Genomic DNA, 18,996 nt, shown 5'->3' with positions numbered 1-18,996 from the left:
GTTTTCCGTTGGGCGGGCTTGCACCTGACGGGCCGAGCGGCATAGTCGGCGCAAACGCGGGGGTTCTCATGCGGGCATCGATGGTTTCGGCAGCGCTGGTCGCGGCGCTGGTCGGCTATGGCAGCACGATCGCGCTGCTGCTGGCGGCAGCGGCGGCGGTCGGGGCGACGCCGGCGCAGACGGCGTCCTGGATCCTGGCGATCTGTCTGGCCAAGGCGATCGGCAGCGCCTTTCTCAGCTGGCAGAGCCGGGTGCCCGTGGTGCTGGCCTGGTCGACGCCGGGGGCGGCGCTGGTGGCGGCGACCGAGGGCATCGGCATGGCCGAGGCGGTGGGGGCGTTCCTGCTGGCGGGCGGGCTGATCGCGCTAACCGGGGCGGTGAAGCCCCTGGGCCGGCTGGTGGCGCTGATCCCCGACGGGATCGCCGCGGCGATGCTGGCCGGGGTGCTGCTGCCCTTCTGCCTCCGGCTGCCCGGCGCGGCCGAGGCGCTGCCCGCGCTGCTGCTGCCGGTGATCGCGGTCTTCGCGCTGGTGCGGCTGTGGAACCCGGCGATGGCGGTGCTGGCGGCGCTGGCCACCGGCGGCCTCCTTGCCTTCGCTGGCGGGGCAAGCCTGCCGCCGCTCGCCCTCGGCCTGCCGAGCCTCACGTTGATCGCGCCGGAGTTCCGGGTGAGCGTGCTCCTTGGCCTCGGCGTGCCGCTCTATCTCGTGACCATGGCCTCGCAGAACCTGCCCGGCTTCGCCGTGCTCCGCGCCGCGGGCTATGTGCCGCCGGTGCGTCCGGCGCTGACGGTGACCGGCGGGCTTTCAGCGCTGTCGGCGCTGTTCGGGGCGCATACGATCAGCATGGCGGCGATCACCGCCGCGATCTGTCTCGGCGACGAGGTGCATCCCGACCGCGCGCAGCGCTGGAAGGTGGGGCTGATCTATGCGGCGGTCTGGGTGGCGCTCGGCGCGTTCGGGCCGGTGATCCTCGCGGTGATCGGGGCGCTGCCTGCCGCGCTGATCACCGGGATCGTCGGGCTGGCGCTGCTCTCGCCGCTGATGGGGGCGGCGAGCGGGGCTTTCGCCGTGCCCGAGCAGCGTTTTGCCGCGGTGGTGACGCTGACCGTCACCGCCTCGGGCGTCGCGGTCTTCGGCATCGGCGCGGCCTTCTGGGGGCTGGCGGCAGGGCTTCTGGTCTTCGCGCTGGAGGCCGTGGCGGCGCGGCGACGTCTGCGCCGCGCCTAGATCAGAACGGCACGTCGTCGGCCTGGCTGGCGGCGACGACGAAGCGGGCGACGATCTTCTTCAGTCCCGCCTTGTCGAAATCGACGTCGAGCTTGTCGCCCTCGATCGCCACCACCGCGCCATAGCCGAACTTCTGGTGGAACACCCGGTCGCCCAGCGTGAAGCTCGACACGGCATCGAGGTCGATGGTGACGTTGCGCTGCTCGCGCGGCTGGCTGACGGGCCGCGTGCTGGCGCGGTCCTGCAGGCGCTTCCAGCCCGGCGAGTTGTAGACATTGGCATTGGCCACCCGCGCATCCATGCTGGTGGAGGCCATGCCCGCCGCGCCATAACCGCCGCCATAGAGACCGGGCGGCGTCAGCACGTCGACATGCGCCTCGGGCAGCTCGTCGATGAAGCGCGAGGGCAGCGCCGATTGCCACTGGCCATAGACCCGGCGGTTGGCGGCGAAGGAGATGGTGCAGAGTTCCTCGGCGCGGGTGATGCCGACATAGGCCAGCCGCCGCTCCTCCTCGACGCCCTTCAGCCCGCTTTCGTCCATCGAGCGTTGCGAGGGGAAGAGCCCGTCTTCCCAGCCCGGGAGGAAGACGATGGGAAACTCGAGCCCCTTGGCGGCATGCAGCGTCATGATGCTGACCTTCTGCGCCGCCTCCTCGGTCTCGTTGTCCATGATGAGCGCGACGTGTTCGAGGAAGCCCTGCAGGTTCTCGAACTGCTCCAGCGCCTTCACCAGTTCCTTGAGGTTCTCCAGCCGACCCGGCGCCTCGGGCGTCTTGTCATTCTGCCACATGTCGGTGTAGCCGGATTCCTCGAGGATCTGCTCGGCCAGCGCGATATGGTTGTGCGGCGTGAGGGTCAGCGCGTGCCAGCGGTCCACGCCTTCGATGAAGCCGCGCAGCTGACCCGCGCCCTTGCCGCCGAGCCCGGCCCGCGCCAGAAGTCCGCGCGCGCCTTCGAGAAGCGTCACGCCATGGGCGCGCGCCTCGCGCTGGATCTCCTGCTGCGCCTTGTCGCCCAAGCCGCGCTTGGGGGTATTCACCACCCGCTCGAAGGCCAGATCGTCGTCGGGCGAGACGGCGAGGCGGAAATAGGCCATGGCGTCGCGGATTTCGAGCCGCTCGTAGAAGCGCGGGCCGCCGATGACGCGGTAAGGCAGGCCGATGGTCAGGAAGCGGTCTTCGAAGGCGCGCATCTGGTGCGAGGCCCGCACGAGAATCGCCATGTCGTCGAGCCCGTGCGGCTCCAGCCCGCGGGTGCCGCGCTGGAGCGATTCCACCTCGTCACCGATCCAGCGCGCCTCTTCCTCGCCGTCCCAATGGCCGATCAGCCGGACCTCCTCGCCCTCGTCGCGGTCGGTCCAGAGCGTCTTGCCCAGGCGCCCCGCATTGCTGGCGATGACCCCCGAGGCGGCGGCGAGGATATGCGGGGTGGAGCGGTAGTTCTGCTCCAGTCGGACCACCTCGGCACCGGGGAAATCCTTTTCGAAGCGCAGGATGTTGCCGACCTCGGCCCCGCGCCAGCCGTAGATCGACTGGTCGTCGTCGCCAACGCAGCAGATGTTGCGGTGCGACTGGGCCAGCAGACGCAGCCAGAGATACTGGGCGACGTTGGTATCCTGATACTCGTCGACGAGGATGTATTTCAGCCAGCGCTGGTATTGCGCCAGCACGTCGGGATGGGTCTGGAAGATCGTCACCACATGCAGCAGGAGATCGCCGAAATCGGTGGCGTTCAGCGCACGAAGCCGGGCCTGATACTGGTCGTAAAGCTCGGTGCCGCGGTTGTTGTAGGCCGAAGCCTCGGAGGCGGGCACCTTCTGCGGCGTCCAGGCGCGGTTCTTCCAGGTGTCGATCAGCCCGGCCAGCATCCGCGCGGGCCAGCGCTTCTCGTCGATGTTGGCGGCGACGATGAGCTGCTTCAGCAGACGCAATTGGTCGTCGGTGTCGAGGATGGTGAAGTTCGACTTCAGCCCCACCAGTTCGGCATGGCGGCGCAGGATCTTGACGCTGATCGAGTGGAAGGTGCCCATCCAGGGCATGCCCTCCACCTGGCCCAGCATCCGCGCCACGCGATCCTTCATCTCGCGCGCGGCCTTGTTGGTGAAGGTCACCGCGAGGATCTCGTTCGGGCGGGCCTTGCCGGTGTTCAGCAGATGCACGATCCGGGCGGTCAGCGCCTTGGTCTTGCCGGTGCCGGCGCCGGCCAGCATCAGCACGGGGCCGTCGAGCGCCAGAACGGCGGCGCGCTGCGCCGGGTTCAGATCGTCGAGATAGGGCTGCGGCCGCGCGGCCATGGCGCGCTGGCTCAGCGGCACCGCAGCCTCGAAGGCATCGTTTTCGTCAAAACCGTTCATCCGTCCATCCTAGCTGGATCGCGCCGGAAGGGAAAGCCGTGTTCCGTTATTGTTCTGGCGGTTTCCCGGCAGGCGTGCAACCGCAAATCGGCGGGGCCGGATTCGCATCGGAATCTTTTGGCACACCGATGCGTGATCTCTTGCGCTGCAACGCAGCACCCCTAAAGTGCGGGGCTGCAACGGCTCCGGGGGGAAGAAAATGACCGAGTTCCGCAAGATCCTGATCGCCAACCGGGGCGAGATCGCCATCCGCGTCATGCGCGCAGCCAACGAGATGGGCAAGAAGACGGTCGCCGTCTATGCCGAAGAGGACAAGCTGAGCCTGCACCGCTTCAAGGCGGACGAAGCCTATCGCATCGGCGAGGGGCTTTCACCGGTGGGGGCCTATCTCTCGATCCCCGAGATCATCCGGGTGGCGAAGATGGCCGGGGCGGATGCGATCCATCCGGGCTATGGCCTCTTGTCGGAGAACCCGGATTTCGTCGAGGCTTGCGTCGCGGCGGGGATCGCCTTCATCGGGCCGAAGGCCGAGACGATGCGGGCGCTTGGCGACAAGGCCTCGGCGCGGCGCGTGGCGATGGAGGCCGGGGTGCCGGTGATCCCGGCGACCGAAGTGCTGGGCGAGGACATGGCCGAGGTGGCGCGGCAGGCGGCGGAAGTCGGCTATCCCCTGATGCTGAAGGCCTCCTGGGGCGGTGGCGGGCGCGGGATGCGGCCGATCAACTCCGAGGCCGAGCTGGCCGACAAGGTGCGCGAGGGGCGGCGCGAGGCGGAAGCGGCCTTCGGCAATGGCGAGGGCTATCTGGAAAAGATGATCCTGCGCGCCCGGCATGTCGAGGTGCAGATCCTCGGCGACAAGCATGGCAACATCTATCACCTCTACGAGCGCGACTGCACCGTGCAGCGCCGCAACCAGAAGGTCGTGGAGCGCGCCCCTGCCCCCTATCTGACCGAGGCGCAGCGCGCCGAGGTCTGCGATCTGGGCCGCCGGATCTGCGCCCATGTCGGCTATGAATGCGCGGGAACGGTCGAGTTCCTGATGGATATGGACAGCGACCAGTTCTACTTCATCGAGGTGAACCCCCGCGTGCAGGTCGAGCATACCGTTACCGAGGAAGTGACGGGCATCGACATCGTGCAGGCGCAGATCCGCATCGCCGAAGGCGCGACGCTCGCCGAGGCGACCGGCGCCGCGCGGCAGGAGGACATCACGCTCTCCGGCCATGCGCTGCAGTGCCGGGTGACCACGGAAGACCCGCAGAACAACTTCATCCCCGATTACGGTCGCCTGACCGCCTACCGCTCGGCCACCGGCATGGGCATCCGGCTCGACGGCGGCACGGCCTATGCCGGCGGGGTCATCACCCGCTATTACGACTCGCTGCTGGTGAAGGTCACCGCCTGGGCGCAGACGCCGGAGAAGGCGATCGCCCGGATGGACCGGGCGCTGCGCGAGTTCCGCATCCGCGGCGTCTCGACCAACATCGCCTTCGTCGAGAACCTGCTGAAGCATCCGACCTTCCTCGACGACACCTACACCACCAAGTTCATCGACACGACGCCGGAGCTGTTCAACTTCCGCGCGCGGCGCGACCGGGCGACCAAGATCCTGACCTATATCGCGGATATCACCGTGAACGGTCACCCCGAAACGGCGGGCCGCCCCCGCCCCGCTGACGACCTGCGCGAGGCGAAGCCGCCGCTGGCCAAGGCCGCCCCCGCCCCCGGCACCCGCAACCTGCTGGACGAGAAGGGCCCGCAGGCGGTGGCCGACTGGATGGCGGCGCAGAAGCGCGTGCTGATCACCGACACCACGATGCGCGACGGCCACCAGTCGCTCCTGGCGACCCGGATGCGCTCGATCGACATGATCCGCGCGACGCCCGCCTATGCAGCCAACCTGCCGGGGCTGTTCTCGGTCGAGTGCTGGGGCGGCGCCACCTTCGACGTGGCCTACCGCTTCCTGCAGGAATGCCCGTGGCAGCGGCTGCGCGACATCCGCGAGCGGCTGCCGAACGTGATGACCCAGATGCTGCTGCGCGCCTCGAACGGGGTGGGCTACACCAATTACCCGGACAATGTGGTGCAGGCCTTCGTCAAGCAGGCGGCCGAGACCGGGGTCGATGTGTTCCGCGTCTTCGATTCGCTGAACTGGGTGGAGAACATGCGCGTCGCCATGGATGCGGTGATCAAGGCGAACAAGGTCTGCGAGGGCACGATCTGCTACACCGGCGACCTTTTGGACCCGGATCGCGCGAAATACGACCTGAACTACTATGTCAGCATGGGCAAGGAGCTGCGGGAAGCCGGGGCGCATGTGCTGGGGCTGAAGGACATGGCGGGGCTGTTGAAGCCCGCCTCGGCCCGCATCCTGATCAAGGCGCTCAAGGAAGAGGTCGGCCTGCCGATCCACTTCCACACCCATGACACCAGCGGCATCGCCGGGGCCACGGTGCTGGCCGCCTGCGACGCCGGGGTGGACGCGGTGGATGCGGCGATGGACGCCTTCTCGGGCGGCACCTCGCAGCCCTGTCTCGGCTCCGTCGTCGAGGCGCTGAAGCACACCGACCGCGACACCGGGCTCGACATCGCCGCGATCCGCGAGTTGTCGAACTACTGGGAGCAGGTGCGCGCGCATTACTGCGCCTTCGAATCCGGCACCGCCTCGCCCGCCTCGGAAGTCTACCTGCACGAGATGCCCGGCGGGCAGTTCACCAACCTCAAGGCGCAGGCGCGCAGTCTCGGGCTGGAGGAACGCTGGGCCGAGGTGGCACAGGCCTATGCCGACGCCAACCGGATGTTCGGCGACATCGTGAAGGTCACGCCCTCGTCGAAGGTGGTGGGCGACATGGCGCTGATGATGGTCGCGCAGGGGCTGACGCGGGCGCAGGTCGAGGATCCGGCGGTGGATGTGAGCTTCCCCGAGTCGGTGGTCGACATGCTGAAGGGCAATCTCGGTCAACCGCATGGCGGCTGGCCGGAGCCGATCCTGAAGAAGGTTCTCAAGGGCGAGGCGCCCTCGACCGACCGGCCCGGCGCGCATCTGCCCCCGGTGGATATCGAGGCGGCGCGGGCCAAGCTTGCGACCGAGCTCGCCCATGACGACGAGGACCCGCAGGAAGCGGCGGTGGATGACGAGGATCTGAACGGCTATCTCATGTATCCCAAGGTCTTCACCGACTACCGCGCGCGCCACAAGCTCTACGGCCCGGTGCGCACCCTGCCGACGCGGACCTTCTTCTACGGCATGCAATCGGGCGAGGAGATCACCGCCGAGATCGATCCGGGCAAGACGCTGGAACTGCGGCTGCAGGCGGTGGGCGAGACCGGCGACGACGGCGACGTGAAGGTGTTCTTCGAGCTGAACGGCCAGCCGCGCGTCATCCGCGTCGCCAACCGCGCGGTGAAGGCCAAGACCGCCGCCAAGCCCAAGGCGCAGGAGGGCAATGCCTGCCATATCGGCGCGCCGATGCCGGGCTCGGTCGCCTCGGTCGGGGTGACGGTGGGCCAGAAGGTGCAGGCGGGGGATCTCCTGCTGACAATCGAGGCGATGAAGATGGAGACCGGCATCCACGCCGACCGCGCCGCCACGGTGAAGGCGCTGCATGTGGCCCCCGGCGCCCAGATCGAAGCCAAGGATCTTCTGGTGGAGTTCGAGGCGTGACGCTGGTCGTCACGCCGATCTACGCGGCGCTGCTGGCGGTGATGTTCGTGATCCTGACGCTGCAGGTCTTCGGGCCGCGTCCGGCATTGGCCGATCTGCAGAAGCGCATCCGCGCCCATGGCAGCTTCGCCCATTACGCGCCCTTCGGCCTGCTGCTCTTGGTGGTGGCCGAACTGGCGGGTGCGGCCTCCTGGGGGCTGCATGTCTCGGGTCTCTGCCTGACGGTGGGGCGCGGGGCGCATGCGCTGGCCTTGACCGGGCTTGCCGGCAAGGGCGTGCGCATGGCCGGCATGGCGCTGACCTTCGTCTCGCTGGCGCTTTCGGCGGTGCTTGGCCTCTTGTGACGGATTTTTGCGGGCGGCTGCAAATTCCCTCTTGCAGCCGCCCGCGCGAGTTTATAGATCACCGCTCACCCAAGGACGCGGGCGTAGCTCAGGGGTAGAGCATAACCTTGCCAAGGTTAGGGTCGTGAGTTCGAATCTCATCGCCCGCTCCAAATAAACCGTTTAACGACGGTGGGTTGCAAATGGTCGCCTCGGGCGGCCATTTTGCGTTTCAGCCCCTCCCTTCCCTTCCGACGCCCCCTCCCCGGCCTCCATGCGCCATACTCTCATTTTGCGAATGGTTCTCACTATCATTGACATTGCGAATAATTCTCATACCTTCAACCCGTGTGATTGTTCTGAATGAGGTTCCGATGCTGCTGACACGACGCGCCGCGCTTGCCCTGATGTCTGCCGCAGCCCTGCCCGGCTCCCTGCGGGCGGCGGAGGGGCCGACCGTCGTCGCAACCACCGGGATGATCGCCGACGCCGCGCGGATCGTCGGCGGCGGCACGGTGCGGGCGCTGATGGGCCCGGGGATGGACCCGCACGGCTACCGCCAGACCCGCAGCGACATCGTCGCCATGGCCCGGGCCGATCTGGTGCTCTGGCACGGGCTCTATCTCGAGGCGCAGATGGAGGATTTCCTTCTGGACCTCTCGCGTCAGCGCAAGGTGGTCGCGGTTGCCGAGGCGCTGCCGAAGGCGCTGCTGCGCGGCAATCCGGATTACCCCGACCGCTTCGATCCGCATGTCTGGATGGCGCCCGAGCTCTGGTCGCTGGCGGTGGCCGAGATCGCCCGCGCGCTGAGCGACGTGGCGCCCGAGCGCGCCGGCGATCACGCGACACGGGCCGAAAGCTTCCAGGCCGAGATCGCGGCGCTGCAGGCCTATGCGCAGGAGGTGCTGGCCACCGTGCCGCCCGAGGCGCGGGTGCTGGTCACCGCGCATGACGCCTTCGGCTATTTCGGCGCGGCCTACGGCTTCGAGGTGCAGGGCATCCAGGGGCTCTCCACCGAAAGCGAGGCGGGGCTCGCGCGGATCGGCCAGCTTGTCGACATGCTGGTGGAGCGCCGGGTGCAGGCGGTCTTCGTCGAAAGCTCGGTCTCGGATCGCTCGATGCGGGCGCTGATCGAGGGGGCGGCGGCGAAGGGGCACGAGGTGCGGATCGGCGGGCAGCTCTATTCCGACGCGATGGGCGCGGACGGCAGCTACGAGGGCACCTATCTCGGGATGATCGACCACAACGTGACGCTGATCGCCGGGGCCTTGGGTGGCCGGGTGCCGGAGCGCGGGCGGCTGGGCAAGCTGATGGTGCAGGCATGATCATGTCGGGCCCCCTCCGCCACGATGCGCTGAGCCTGCGCGGGCTTTCCGTGCATTACGGCGTCCTGCCGGTGCTGGAGCAGGTGGAGGCACATTTCGCTCCCGGGCGGATGACCGCGATCATCGGGCCGAACGGGGCGGGGAAATCGACGCTCCTGAAGGCGGCGCTCGGCCTCGTGCCGGTGGCGGCGGGCGAGGTGCGCTTCTTCGGCCAGCCGCTCGCCGCGGCGCGGGCGCGCATCGCCTATGTGCCGCAGCGCGCCTCGGTCGATTGGGACTTCCCGGTGCGCGCGGTCGATGTGGTGCAGATGGGCCTCTACCGCAGCCTCGGCCTGCTGGGCCGACGCACTGCCGCGCATCGGGCGAAGGCGATGCAGTGCCTGGAGCGGGTGGGCATGCAGGATTATGCGCTGCGCCAGATCGGCGCGCTGTCGGGCGGGCAGCAGCAGCGGGTGTTCCTCGCCCGGGCGCTGGCGCAGGGGGCGGAGTTGTTCCTGCTCGACGAGCCTTTCGCCGGGGTCGATGCGGCCACCGAAAGCGCCATCGTCTCGGTCCTGCAGGGCCTGCGCGATGACGGGGCGACGGTGGTCGCGGTGCATCACGACCTCTCCACCGTGCCCGCCTATTTCGACCGGGTGCTGCTGTTGAACCGCACCGCCATCGCCGAGGGCCCCGTGGCCACCGCCTTCACCCGTGAGGCGCTGGGCCGGACCTATGGCGGCACGCTGCCGATGGATCCGGGGCTCGCGGCGCAATGATGCTCGAGGCGCTTCTGCTGCGGGCCGGGCCGAACGCCACGCTGGTGACGCTGGCTGCGTTGACGCTGGGCTTTGCCGCCGGGGTGGTGGGGGCTTTCCTCTTCCTCAGGAAGCGCGCGCTGGTCTCGGATGCCATCGCCCATGCCACGCTGCCGGGCGTCGGCCTCGCCTTTCTGGCGATGGTGGCGCTGGGGGGCGACGGGCGGCTGCTCGCGGGGCTGCTGCTCGGCGCAGGGCTCTCGGCGCTGCTCGGGCTCGGGGCGCTGCAACTGCTGACGCGCCACACCCGCCTGCCGGAGGATGCGGCGATCGGCGCGGTGCTGTCGGTGTTCTATGGCCTCGGCATCGTGATCCTGACGCTGATCCAAGGGCTGAACACCGGGCATCAGGCGGGGCTGGAAAGCTTCCTGCTCGGCTCCACCGCCGGAATGCTGCGGGCCGATGCGCTGCTGATCGCGGGCGGCGGCGCGGTGGCGCTGGCGCTGGTCGGGCTGATGCGGCGGCCGCTGACCATGGTGGCCTTCGATCCGGGCTATGCCACGGTGATGGGGCTCCGGCCCCGGCTCTACGATCTGGCGCTGATGGTGCTGACGCTGGGCGTGGTGCTGATCGGGCTGCGCGTGGTCGGGCTGATCCTGATCGTGGCGCTGCTGATCACGCCTGCGGTGGCGGCGCGGATGTGGACCGACCGGGTGGGGGTGATGGCGCTGGTCGCGGGCGCTATCGGCGGGGCGTCGGGCTATCTCGGCGCCGCGGTCTCGGCGGCGGTGCCGGGGGTGCCGACCGGGCCGGTGATCGTGGTGCTGGCCTTCGCGGGCTTCGTCCTCTCGGCGCTCTTCGCGCCGCGCCGCGGGCTGGTCGTGCGGCTGCTGCAGACGCGGGCCTTGCGCCGCAGGATGAGGGCCGCGTGATGGAAGCCGATTTCGTCATCCTCTCGCTGACGCCGATCCTGATCGGCTGCTTCGCCGCCATGGCCTGCGCCCTGCCCGGCAACTTCCTGATGCTGCGACGGCAGGCGATGCTCGGCGATGCGATCAGCCATGTCGTGCTGCCGGGGATCGTGGTCGCCTTCCTCTTCACCGGCAGCGCCTCGACCTGGGCGATGATGCTGGGCGCCGGGGCGGCGGCGATGGTCTCGGTGCTGATGATCGAGGGCATCCGCCGGCTGGCCGGGGTGGAGCCGGGCGCGGCGATGGGCGTCACCTTCACCACGATGTTCGCGCTGGGTGTGCTGCTGCTGGAAGGCTCCGGTGCGGGGGCGGTGCATCTGGATGTGGAGCACGCGCTCTACGGCAATCTCGAGAGCCTGATCTGGCTCGATGCGACGGGCTGGGAGTCGCTGGTCGATCCGGTGGCGCTGGCGGGCTTGCCGCCGGAGCTGGGGCGGATGGCTGCGGTCTTCGCGCTGATCGCCATCGCCGGTTTCATCTTCTGGCGGCCCCTCGTGCTCGCCACCTTCGACGAGGGCTTCGCCCGGACGCTGGGTCTGCCGGTGCAGGCGATCTCGCTGGGGCTGGTGGCGGCGGCGGCGATGGCCTGCGTTGCGGCCTTCACCGCGGTGGGCTCGATCCTCACCATCGCCATGCTGATCTGCCCGCCCGCCGCGGCGCGGCTGCTGACCGACCGGCTGCCGCTGCAGGTGGCGCTGAGCCTCGGCCTCGCCCTCCTGTCGGCGGTGGGGGGATATGTGCTGGCGGGTTACGGGCCGATGTGGTTCGGCCTGCCCAACTCGCTTTCGGCGGCGGGGATGATCGCCACGCTCTCCGGCCTCTGTCTGGCGCTGGCCGCCGCCTTCGGCCCGCATCGCCGGGCGGCCTGACCCTTCCCTCTGCCTGCCCACCGTCCTATAAGTCGCGCGGATCACGAGGAGCCCGCGATGCGCAAGGCCGACATCACCCGCAAGACCGCCGAGACCGACGTGACGCTGAGCGTCGATCTGGATGGCACCGGCGCTTATGACATTCAGACCGGCGTCGGTTTCTTCGATCACATGATGGACCAGCTCTCGCGCCATTCGCTGATCGACATGACGCTGCGCGCCAAGGGCGATCTGCATGTCGACGACCACCACACGGTCGAGGACAGCGGCATCGCGCTGGGTCAGGCGCTGACCAAGGCGCTTGGCGACAAGCGCGGCATCCGCCGCTACGGCGCCTGCCATCTGGCGATGGACGATGCGCAGGTGCGCTGCGCGCTCGACCTCTCGGGGCGGCCCTACCTCGTGTGGAACGTGACCTTCCCCAGCGCCAAGATCGGCAGCTTCGACACCGAGCTGGTGCGCGAGTTCTTCCAGGCGCTCTCGACCCATGGCGGCATCACCCTGCATGTCGACATGATCCACGGGATCAACAGCCACCACATCGCCGAGGCCGCCTTCAAGGCCGTCGCCCGCGCCCTGCGCGAAGCGGTGGAGCCCGATCCGCGCCGCGCCGACGCCATCCCCTCGACCAAGGGCATGCTCTGATGCTGACGGTTCTCGTCGACTACGACAGCGGCAACCTGCACTCCGCCGAGAAGGCCTTCCAGCGCATGGCGGCGGAGGTCGGCGGCGGCACGGTGCTGGTGTCGGACAGGCCCGAGGATGTCGCCCGCGCCGACCGGATCGTGCTGCCGGGCGATGGCGCCTTTCCGGCCTGCCGCCGGGCGCTCGGCGCCTATGGCGGGCTGTCGGAGGCGATCGAGGAGGCCGTGACCACCCGGGCGCGGCCCTTCCTCGGCATCTGCGTCGGCATGCAGATGATGGCGACACGCGGGCTGGAATATGAAGAAACGGCGGGCTTCGGCTGGATCGGCGGCGAGGTGGAGCGCATCGCCCCCGCCGATCCCCTGCTGAAGGTGCCGCATATGGGCTGGAACGATCTGGTGATCGACCACGCCCATCCGGTGCTGGAGGGGATCGAAACCGGCGATCACGCCTATTTCGTCCACTCCTACCACTTCCGCGTCGCCGATCCCGCCGAGCGTCTGGCCCATGCCGACTATGGCAGCGAGATCACCGCGATCATCGGGCGCGACACGATGGTGGGCACCCAGTTCCACCCGGAGAAAAGTCAGGCGACCGGCCTGAGGCTGATCGCCAACTTCCTCCGCTGGAAGCCCTAGCGCAGAAAGTCGCGCAGGTCCTCGAACAGCCGGTCGGCATGGGTGGCCGTGAGCCCGTGCGGCGCACCCTCGTATTCGACGAGCCTGGCATTGGGGATCAGCCGCGCCGCCTCACGCGCGGTGGCCTCGATCGGCACGGTCTCGTCCTTCGTGCCATGGATCACCAGCGTCGGCACGCCGAAGGCCGCGCAGTCGGGGCGGAAATCGGTCTTGCCGAAGGCATCGACGCAGTCGAGCGTCGCCTTGGGCGAGGCCTGCATCGCCATCATCAGGGACCAGTGCAGCACCCCCTCGCTGACCCCGCTCAGAAGGCCGTTGCCGTAGAAGGTCTTGAAGAAGCTGCCGAGGAACTCCGGCCGGTCCTTGCGCAGGCCGTCCTTGATGCCCTCGAGCACCTTCAGCGGCGCGCCCACCTCGCGGTCGCCCTGCTGCACCATCGGCACCACCGAGGAGATCAGCGCGGCGCGGGTGATGCCCTTGCCGCCGTGCCGCGACATGTAGCGCGCGACCTCGCCGCCGCCCATCGAGAATCCGACCAGCGCCGCGTCGTCGAGCCCGAGCGCGGTGATGATCGCGGCCAGATCGTCGGCCATCGTGTCGTAGTCGTAGCCGGTGAAGGGCTGGTCCGACCGCCCGAAGCCGCGCCGGTCATAGGCGATGACGCGGAAGCCCGCCTCGGCCAGCCGCACCGACTGGCATTCCCAGCTGTCGCCGCTGAGCGGCCAGCCATGAATTAGGACGACGGGTCGCCCCTGTCCCCAGTCGCGGACGTAGAGTTTCGTGCCATCCTCGGCGGTGACATGGGTCATCGGTGATCTCCTGAAGTTGCCAGCTGTCAACCGGGCCGCCCGCCCGGGGGTTCCGTCACGGATGCGTAGACCAGGGGGGGGGGCCGGGCAGGCCGGCTCTTGGCAAGCCCCCCGCTGCATGCGAAACACCGCCCGACCCCAGCGAGGAGAGCGCCATGATCCTGTATCCCGCCATCGACCTGAAGGACGGCCAATGCGTCCGCCTGCTGCGCGGCGAGATGGAGGCGGCGACGGTGTTCGGAGACGATCCGGCGGCACAGGCGGCGAAGTTCCAAGCGGCGGGCTGCGAATGGCTGCATCTGGTCGATCTGAACGGCGCTTTTGCCGGCCAGCCGGTGAATGCCGAAGCGGTCGAGGCGATCCTTTCCCGGGTCACGGTGCCGGTGCAGCTCGGCGGCGGCATCCGTGATCTCTGGACCATCGAGGGCTGGCTGGAAAAGGGCCTCGCCCGGGTGATCCTCGGAACCGTGGCGGTGGAGGAGCCCGACCTGGTGCGGCAGGCGGCGCGGGCCTTTCCCGGGCAGGTCGCGGTGGGGATCGACGCGCGCAAGGGCCGCGTCGCCACCCGCGGCTGGGCCGAGGAGACCGAGGTGATGGTCACCGATCTCGCCCGCTCCTTCGAGGACGCCGGGGTGGCCGCGATCATCTACACCGACATCGACCGCGACGGCGCGATGGGCGGGCCCAACATCGAGGCGACCGAGGCGCTGGCCCGTGCGGTCTCGATCCCGGTGATCGCCTCCGGCGGGGTCTCCTCGATGGCCGACCTCACCGCGCTGCGCGATACCGGCGTGATCGCCGGCGCGATCTCGGGCCGGGCGCTCTACGACGGGGCGATCGATCTGGCCGAGGCGCTCGCCGCCCTGAAAGCCTGAATTTTCTGTCCTCAAATATCCGCAGGGGTGAGCCGCGCAGCGGCGAGGGGGCGGCAGCCCCCTTCCCTCCCCCGACCCCGCGCGCTACCACGGGGCAAAGGAGCCCGGCCATGCTGAAGACCCGCATCATCCCCTGTCTCGACGTGGCCGATGGCCGGGTGGTCAAGGGCGTCAATTTCGTCGACCTGCGCGACGCGGGCGACCCGGTGGAGGCGGCCCGCGCCTATGACGCGGCAGGGGCGGACGAGCTCTGCTTTCTCGACATCCATGCCACGCATGAGAATCGCGGCACGATGTACGATCTCGTCACCCGCACCGCCGAGCACTGCTTCATGCCGCTGACGGTGGGCGGCGGGGTGCGCACGCCCGAGGACGTGCGGGCGCTGCTTCTGGCGGGAGCCGACAAGGTCTCGTTCAACTCGGCCGCCGTCGCCAACCCCGATGTGGTGGCCGAGGCCGCCGACCGCTTCGGCAGCCAGTGCATCGTCGTCGCCATCGACGCCAAGACCGTGAGCCCCGGCAAATGGGAGATCTTCACCCATGGCGGGCGCAAGCCGACCGGCATCGACGCGGTGGACTTCGCCCGGCTGGTGGCGTCGAAGGGCGCGGGCGAGATCCTGCTGACCTCGATGGACCGCGACGGCACCCGCGCCGGTTTCAACCTGCCGCTCACCCGCGCCATCTCCGACGCGGTGTCGATCCCGGTGATCGCCTCGGGCGGCGTCGGCACGCTCGACCATCTGGTCGAAGGCGTCACCGAAGGCGGCGCCTCGGCGGTGCTTGCGGCCTCGATCTTCCATTTCGGCGAATTCACCATCGCCGAGGCCAAAGCACACATGGCCGCGGCCGGCATCGCCGTGAGGCTGCCATGAGCGCGCTGGAGCGGCTGGCGGCCACGGTCGAGGCGCGCCGGGGCGCCGACCCGGAAAGCTCGTGGACGGCGAAGCTTCTGGCCAAGGGGCCGGAGAAATGCGCCGAGAAGTTCGGGGAAGAGGCCGTCGAGGCGATCATCGAGGCGGTGAAGGGCGACCGGGCGAAGCTGACCGCGGAAGCGGCGGACGTGCTCTATCACCTGCTCGTCATGCTCGCCGCGCGCGACGTGACGCTGGCCGAGGTGCTCATGGAGCTGGAGCGGCGCGAGGGCACCTCGGGGATTGCCGAGAAAGCCGCCCGGGGGTGAGGGGCGGGAAAAGTTTTCAGAAAACTTTTCCCAAAATCCTTCTGAAGGATTTTGGGTCTCAGAGACCCAGCCGCGGGATCTCGATCGCCGGGCAGCGATCCTGCACCACCTGAATGTCCTTGGCTTCGGCCATCGCCGCCGCCGCATCGCTGGTGACACCGAGCTGCATCCAAACCACCTTCAGCCCCGGCAGCGCCGCAAGCGCCGCCTCCACCACCTCGGGCACCGCTTCGGAGCGGCGGAAGACGTCGACCATCTCCACCCCCTCCCCCGCCAGTGCCGCGAGATCCGGCGCGACCGTCTCGCCCAGGGCCGTCTCTCCCGCATGGCCCGGGTTCACCGGGATCACCCGGTAGCCGCGGTCCTTGAGATAGGCCGCGACGCGGTGGCTCGGGCGGGACGGGTTGGGCGACCAGCCGACCACGGCGATGGTGCGGGTCTCGGTCAGGATCTGGCTGATCTCGGCATCGGTCATGGGAGCCTCCGGGCAGAAAAAAGCGCCCGAACCATGAAGGTCGGGCGCCAGTGGCGGAACGAGGGACAGTGAAGGTAGAACGGGGGTTCCGGCCCCGCTCTTCCTGTAACATGGGGGCCACAGGGACAAAGAAAAGCCTCGGTCGCGATTCTGTGAAGATCAGCGAGTCGTGGTGGCATAGAGTGCCACAGCCGCCGCGTTCGAGACATTGAGCGAGCCGAATTCGCCCGAGGCCGGAATGCGCACCAGCCGGTCGCAGGTGTCGCGCGTCTTGTCGCGCAGCCCCGGCCCCTCGGCGCCCATCACCAGCCCGATGGGTCGCGAGCCCGCCTCGGCCAGCGCCTCGCCCAGCGTCACCTCTGCCTCGCCGTCGAGGCCCAGCAGCACATAGCCCATGGCCTTGAGGTCTTCCATCGCGTCGGCGAGGTTCACCACCCGCAGATAGGGCTGGCGTTCCAGCGCGCCGGACGCGGTCTTGGCCAAAGCGCCGGTTTCCGGTGCGGAATGGCGCTGCGGCGCGATCACCGCGCGGGCGCCGAAGACCTCGGCCGAGCGCAGCACCGCGCCGACGTTGTGCGGATCGGTGACCCGGTCGAGCAGCACCACCAGCGGCGCGCCGGGGCCGGAGGCGGCGATATCCTGCAGCGAGCCCCAGTTCAGCGGCTTCACCTCCAGCGCGGCACCCTGGTGCACCGAGCCCTCGTCGATCGGCACGTCGAACTTGCGCGGATCGACGATCTCGGGCTCCAGCCCTGCCTCGGCGATGGCCTCGCCCAGCTTGTCGGCGGCGTTCTTGGTCAGCACCAGCCGCAGCTTCTGCCGGGCCGGATTGACCAACGCGTCGCGCACGGCATGCAGGCCGAAGAGCCAGACCGTCTCGTTGGCGGAGCTGCGCTTCTGCCGCTCCTTGTCGATCACCCAGCTCGGTTTGGTCGTGCGCGTCGTCATCAGGGTCTCCCGTTTCGCGCGGCAGAATGAGGCCGCCGCCGGGGCGGCGCAAGCGGAAAGGCCGCGTGACAGTTGCGCGACGATTCCGCCTTGACCCTCCCTTGGCCCTCGGCTAATCAGCCGCCCAGTGGGCGACGTGCTGCAAGGTGCGGCAGCGGACTGTAACTCCGCCGAGGCGACTCGTGCCTGGTTCGATTCCAGGGTCGCCCACCAACTCTACAGAAATCAGACCATCGTCATGCTGAGATGGCCCGCAGGTTATGGGCCCGGCTCACCACGTCGGCGCCACACCCGCATCGGTGGGGACAAGCGCCGCGCGGGTCGGGCCCACCTTCCGCTTTTCCCCGAGGGAACCCGCGCCGTCTTTCCGCGTTTTCAAGGCACTGCGCGATATGCAGGTTTATTTAGAACTCGGAGATTTTTCATGCGTTTCAACATGACTGCCGCTGCGACGGCAACCGCCATTCTTATTGCCAGCGCCGTTTCGGCCCAGACCACGACCGTTACCCAGACCACGGACACGACCGGCAACTCGGCCCTCGCCGGCGGTGGCGCGGGTGCTCTCGCCGGTGCTGCGATCGGGGGCCCGGTCGGCGCGCTGATCGGCGCGGCGGTCGGTGTGACCGGCGGCGCAGCTCTCGATCCGGGTGAGACGGTCACCACCTATGTCACCACCAACCCGGTGGAACCGGTCTATCTCGAAGGCGATCTCGTGGTCGGTGCGGGCGTTCCCGATGTGGTCGTGCTGCAGGAAGTTCCGGAAACCGAATATTCCTACGCCTATGTCAACGGCGTGCCGGTCATCGTGAACCCTGCCGACCGCCGCATCGTTCAGATCGTCCAGTAACTCGTCTGCCGGATGACGAAAAGGGGCTCGATCCGAGCCCCTTTTTGCATGCCCGACCGCCCGCAGACTGTCGTTGCGCGGGAAGGCTCACACCACCTCTAGGCGGGCAGGCAGCGGCCCTCGCTCTGGCGCAGGGCGTTGTGGATCGCGGTCGCGGCGATCTCGCCCTGTGCCATGGCGACGGCGATCTGGTTCAGCCCGGTCACCACGTCGCCCGCCGCATAGATGCCCGGGACCGAGGTCAGCTGATGCGCGTCGGTGACGATGCGCCCGTCGCTGGCCAGATCGACGCCCAGCGCCTTGGCGAGGGTGCTGCGTGGCGCGTTGCCAAGGCCGGAGTAGACGGCGGCGAAATCGCGTTCGGGCTGCCCGGCAAGCTGCACCTGCACCGCCTCGTCGCGGAAGGTCATCGCCTCGAGCGGCGCCTCGACGATGTCGATGCCGGCCTCGCCGAGACGGCGCAGCACGGCCTCGCTCAGATCCAGCGGCTGGCCCAGCGTCAGGAGCACCAGATCGGCGGTGTAATGGCGCAGGAACAGCGCCTCGCCCGCCGCGCAGGCGCCCGCGCCGATGATCGCAACCGCAGACCGGACATTGCCGGATCAACCCCTCGCGGACATGGTGCAGCGGGTCGGCGACCGGCGGCACATGATCGCTGACCCCGGTCGCGAGCAGGAGCGAGGTGGTCTCGAGCACCGCCGCACCGGCCCGCAGGCGCAGGCGACCGTCCGGCAGGCGGTCGGCCCCGGTCAGCTCTTCCGCGACCGGAATCACGCCGAAGCGCCCGGCCTGCTCGCGCATCTGCGCCAGAAGCGAGGGGCCCTCGATGCCCGAGGGATAGCCCGGATGGTTGTGCGAGCGCGGGATCAGCGCGGCGCGGCTGTTGCCGGCATCGATCAGCGCCACCCGCCGCCGGAAGCGGGCGAGGTAGATCGCCGCGGTGAGCCCCGCGGGTCCACCGCCGACGATGACGCAGTCGAGTGGCGCGGAGTCCGGCGTGCCGGGGGCGCCGCTCATCGGGTGGTCCGCGAGGGTGGGGCGGGCAGGCTCATGGGCTTTCCTTCTGGCGCGGGGAACGGCGTCGGGGCGGGCTCCGCGCGAAGGCGAG

17 protein-coding genes, 2 tRNA genes and 2 pseudogenes are annotated in these 18,996 nt (G+C 69.1%); 15 read left to right on the top strand and 6 right to left on the bottom strand.

All coding sequences use genetic code 11. The features are described 5' to 3' along the window. Nucleotides 1-68 precede the first annotated feature (68 nt). Nucleotides 69-1,229 carry a benzoate/H(+) symporter BenE family transporter gene (locus tag AC3A5Z_RS18990; protein ID WP_487520873.1) on the top strand — a complete coding sequence of 387 codons (1,161 nt, stop codon included), beginning with the start codon at nt 69-71 and terminating at the stop codon, nt 1,227-1,229. A 1-nt stretch (nt 1,230) separates the two neighbouring features. Here AC3A5Z_RS18990 and AC3A5Z_RS18985 read toward each other — a convergent pair whose 3' ends face one another. Continuing rightward, a complete protein-coding gene (locus AC3A5Z_RS18985) occupies nt 1,231-3,582 on the bottom strand; it encodes an ATP-dependent helicase (protein ID WP_487520872.1) in 2,352 nt (783 codons plus the stop codon). Nucleotides 3,583-3,781: 199 nt separating this feature from the next. Here AC3A5Z_RS18985 and AC3A5Z_RS18980 point away from each other — a divergent pair, with 199 nt between their 5' ends. The 9 genes from AC3A5Z_RS18980 (at nt 3,782) to hisH (ending at nt 12,754) form a co-directional block, all read left to right on the top strand. Beyond that, complete coding sequence (locus AC3A5Z_RS18980; RefSeq protein WP_487520871.1) at nt 3,782-7,246, top strand: pyruvate carboxylase; 3,465 nt, start codon at nt 3,782-3,784, stop codon at nt 7,244-7,246. Then, nucleotides 7,243-7,590, top strand: a complete 348-nt coding sequence (locus AC3A5Z_RS18975; RefSeq protein ID WP_487520870.1) for an MAPEG family protein — start codon at nt 7,243-7,245, stop codon at nt 7,588-7,590. Before AC3A5Z_RS18980 ends, AC3A5Z_RS18975 begins: the two co-directional genes overlap by 4 nt. A 77-nt stretch (nt 7,591-7,667) precedes the next feature. Then, nucleotides 7,668-7,742: transfer RNA gene (locus AC3A5Z_RS18970), tRNA-Gly, on the top strand. 201 nt (nt 7,743-7,943) lie between these two features. Beyond that, a complete protein-coding gene (locus AC3A5Z_RS18965) occupies nt 7,944-8,894 on the top strand; it encodes a metal ABC transporter solute-binding protein, Zn/Mn family (RefSeq protein WP_487520869.1) in 951 nt (316 codons plus the stop codon). Between the two features lie 2 nt (nt 8,895-8,896). Next, on the top strand, nt 8,897-9,652 hold the full coding sequence (locus AC3A5Z_RS18960; protein WP_487520868.1) for a metal ABC transporter ATP-binding protein: 756 nt from the start codon (nt 8,897-8,899) through the stop codon (nt 9,650-9,652). Continuing rightward, complete coding sequence (locus AC3A5Z_RS18955) at nt 9,652-10,563, top strand: metal ABC transporter permease (protein WP_487520867.1); 912 nt, start codon at nt 9,652-9,654, stop codon at nt 10,561-10,563. Before AC3A5Z_RS18960 ends, AC3A5Z_RS18955 begins: the two co-directional genes overlap by 1 nt. Further along, a complete protein-coding gene (locus AC3A5Z_RS18950; protein ID WP_487520969.1) occupies nt 10,563-11,471 on the top strand; it encodes a metal ABC transporter permease in 909 nt (302 codons plus the stop codon). Before AC3A5Z_RS18955 ends, AC3A5Z_RS18950 begins: the two co-directional genes overlap by 1 nt. A gap of 57 nt (nt 11,472-11,528) precedes the next feature. Next, the gene (hisB, locus tag AC3A5Z_RS18945; protein ID WP_487520866.1) at nt 11,529-12,116 is read left to right on the top strand and encodes an imidazoleglycerol-phosphate dehydratase HisB; all 588 of its coding nucleotides are present in this window, start codon (nt 11,529-11,531) and stop codon (nt 12,114-12,116) included. Next, on the top strand, nt 12,116-12,754 hold the full coding sequence (gene hisH / locus AC3A5Z_RS18940) for an imidazole glycerol phosphate synthase subunit HisH (RefSeq protein WP_487520865.1): 639 nt from the start codon (nt 12,116-12,118) through the stop codon (nt 12,752-12,754). The genes hisB and hisH overlap by 1 nt, the downstream gene beginning before the upstream one ends. On the opposite strand, the gene AC3A5Z_RS18935 is transcribed toward hisH, so the two are convergent. Then, a complete protein-coding gene (locus tag AC3A5Z_RS18935; RefSeq protein ID WP_487520864.1) occupies nt 12,751-13,563 on the bottom strand; it encodes an alpha/beta fold hydrolase in 813 nt (270 codons plus the stop codon). The two genes, hisH and AC3A5Z_RS18935, sit on opposite strands and share 4 nt — an antisense overlap. Nucleotides 13,564-13,718: 155 nt before the next feature. Between AC3A5Z_RS18935 and hisA the strand changes: the two genes are divergently transcribed. The 3 genes from hisA (at nt 13,719) to AC3A5Z_RS18920 (ending at nt 15,618) form a co-directional block, all read left to right on the top strand. Further along, on the top strand, nt 13,719-14,438 hold the full coding sequence (gene hisA / locus AC3A5Z_RS18930; RefSeq protein WP_107665087.1) for a 1-(5-phosphoribosyl)-5-[(5-phosphoribosylamino)methylideneamino]imidazole-4-carboxamide isomerase: 720 nt from the start codon (nt 13,719-13,721) through the stop codon (nt 14,436-14,438). A gap of 110 nt (nt 14,439-14,548) precedes the next feature. Further along, nucleotides 14,549-15,310 (top strand): imidazole glycerol phosphate synthase subunit HisF, encoded by a 762-nt coding sequence (gene hisF, locus AC3A5Z_RS18925; protein ID WP_487520863.1) that lies wholly within the window; start codon nt 14,549-14,551, stop codon nt 15,308-15,310. Beyond that, the gene (locus tag AC3A5Z_RS18920) at nt 15,307-15,618 is read left to right on the top strand and encodes a phosphoribosyl-ATP diphosphatase (protein ID WP_136793146.1); all 312 of its coding nucleotides are present in this window, start codon (nt 15,307-15,309) and stop codon (nt 15,616-15,618) included. Before hisF ends, AC3A5Z_RS18920 begins: the two co-directional genes overlap by 4 nt. Before the next feature lie 58 nt (nt 15,619-15,676). Here the strand turns inward: AC3A5Z_RS18920 and AC3A5Z_RS18915 are convergent, their stop codons facing one another. After that, nucleotides 15,677-16,093, bottom strand: coding sequence for a CoA-binding protein (locus AC3A5Z_RS18915; protein ID WP_487520862.1), 417 nt, complete (start codon nt 16,091-16,093; stop codon nt 15,677-15,679). Between the two features lie 159 nt (nt 16,094-16,252). Next, nucleotides 16,253-17,041: a 23S rRNA (guanosine(2251)-2'-O)-methyltransferase RlmB gene (rlmB, locus tag AC3A5Z_RS18910; protein WP_487520861.1), complete on the bottom strand. Its 789-nt coding sequence runs from the start codon at nt 17,039-17,041 to the stop codon at nt 16,253-16,255. 129 nt (nt 17,042-17,170) lie between these two features. Between rlmB and AC3A5Z_RS18905 the strand changes: the two genes are divergently transcribed. Both AC3A5Z_RS18905 and AC3A5Z_RS18900 read left to right on the top strand, forming a co-directional pair. Continuing rightward, nucleotides 17,171-17,254 (top strand) — tRNA-Tyr (locus tag AC3A5Z_RS18905). Between the two features lie 211 nt (nt 17,255-17,465). Next, a complete protein-coding gene (locus AC3A5Z_RS18900; protein ID WP_487520860.1) occupies nt 17,466-17,888 on the top strand; it encodes a DUF1236 domain-containing protein in 423 nt (140 codons plus the stop codon). A 98-nt stretch (nt 17,889-17,986) separates the two neighbouring features. Here AC3A5Z_RS18900 and AC3A5Z_RS18895 read toward each other — a convergent pair. Both AC3A5Z_RS18895 and AC3A5Z_RS18890 read right to left on the bottom strand, forming a co-directional pair. Then, a pseudogene (locus AC3A5Z_RS18895) lies at nt 17,987-18,469 on the bottom strand (NAD(P)/FAD-dependent oxidoreductase); the annotation flags it as partial. Nucleotides 18,470-18,527: 58 nt separating this feature from the next. Beyond that, nucleotides 18,528-18,905: pseudogene (locus AC3A5Z_RS18890) on the bottom strand (NAD(P)/FAD-dependent oxidoreductase); the annotation flags it as partial. Nucleotides 18,906-18,996: the final 91 nt, after the last annotated feature.

The organism is Cereibacter sp. Soil_C_27 (genome assembly GCF_057657095.1).
This window is presented reverse-complemented; position numbering and strand designations above follow the sequence as displayed.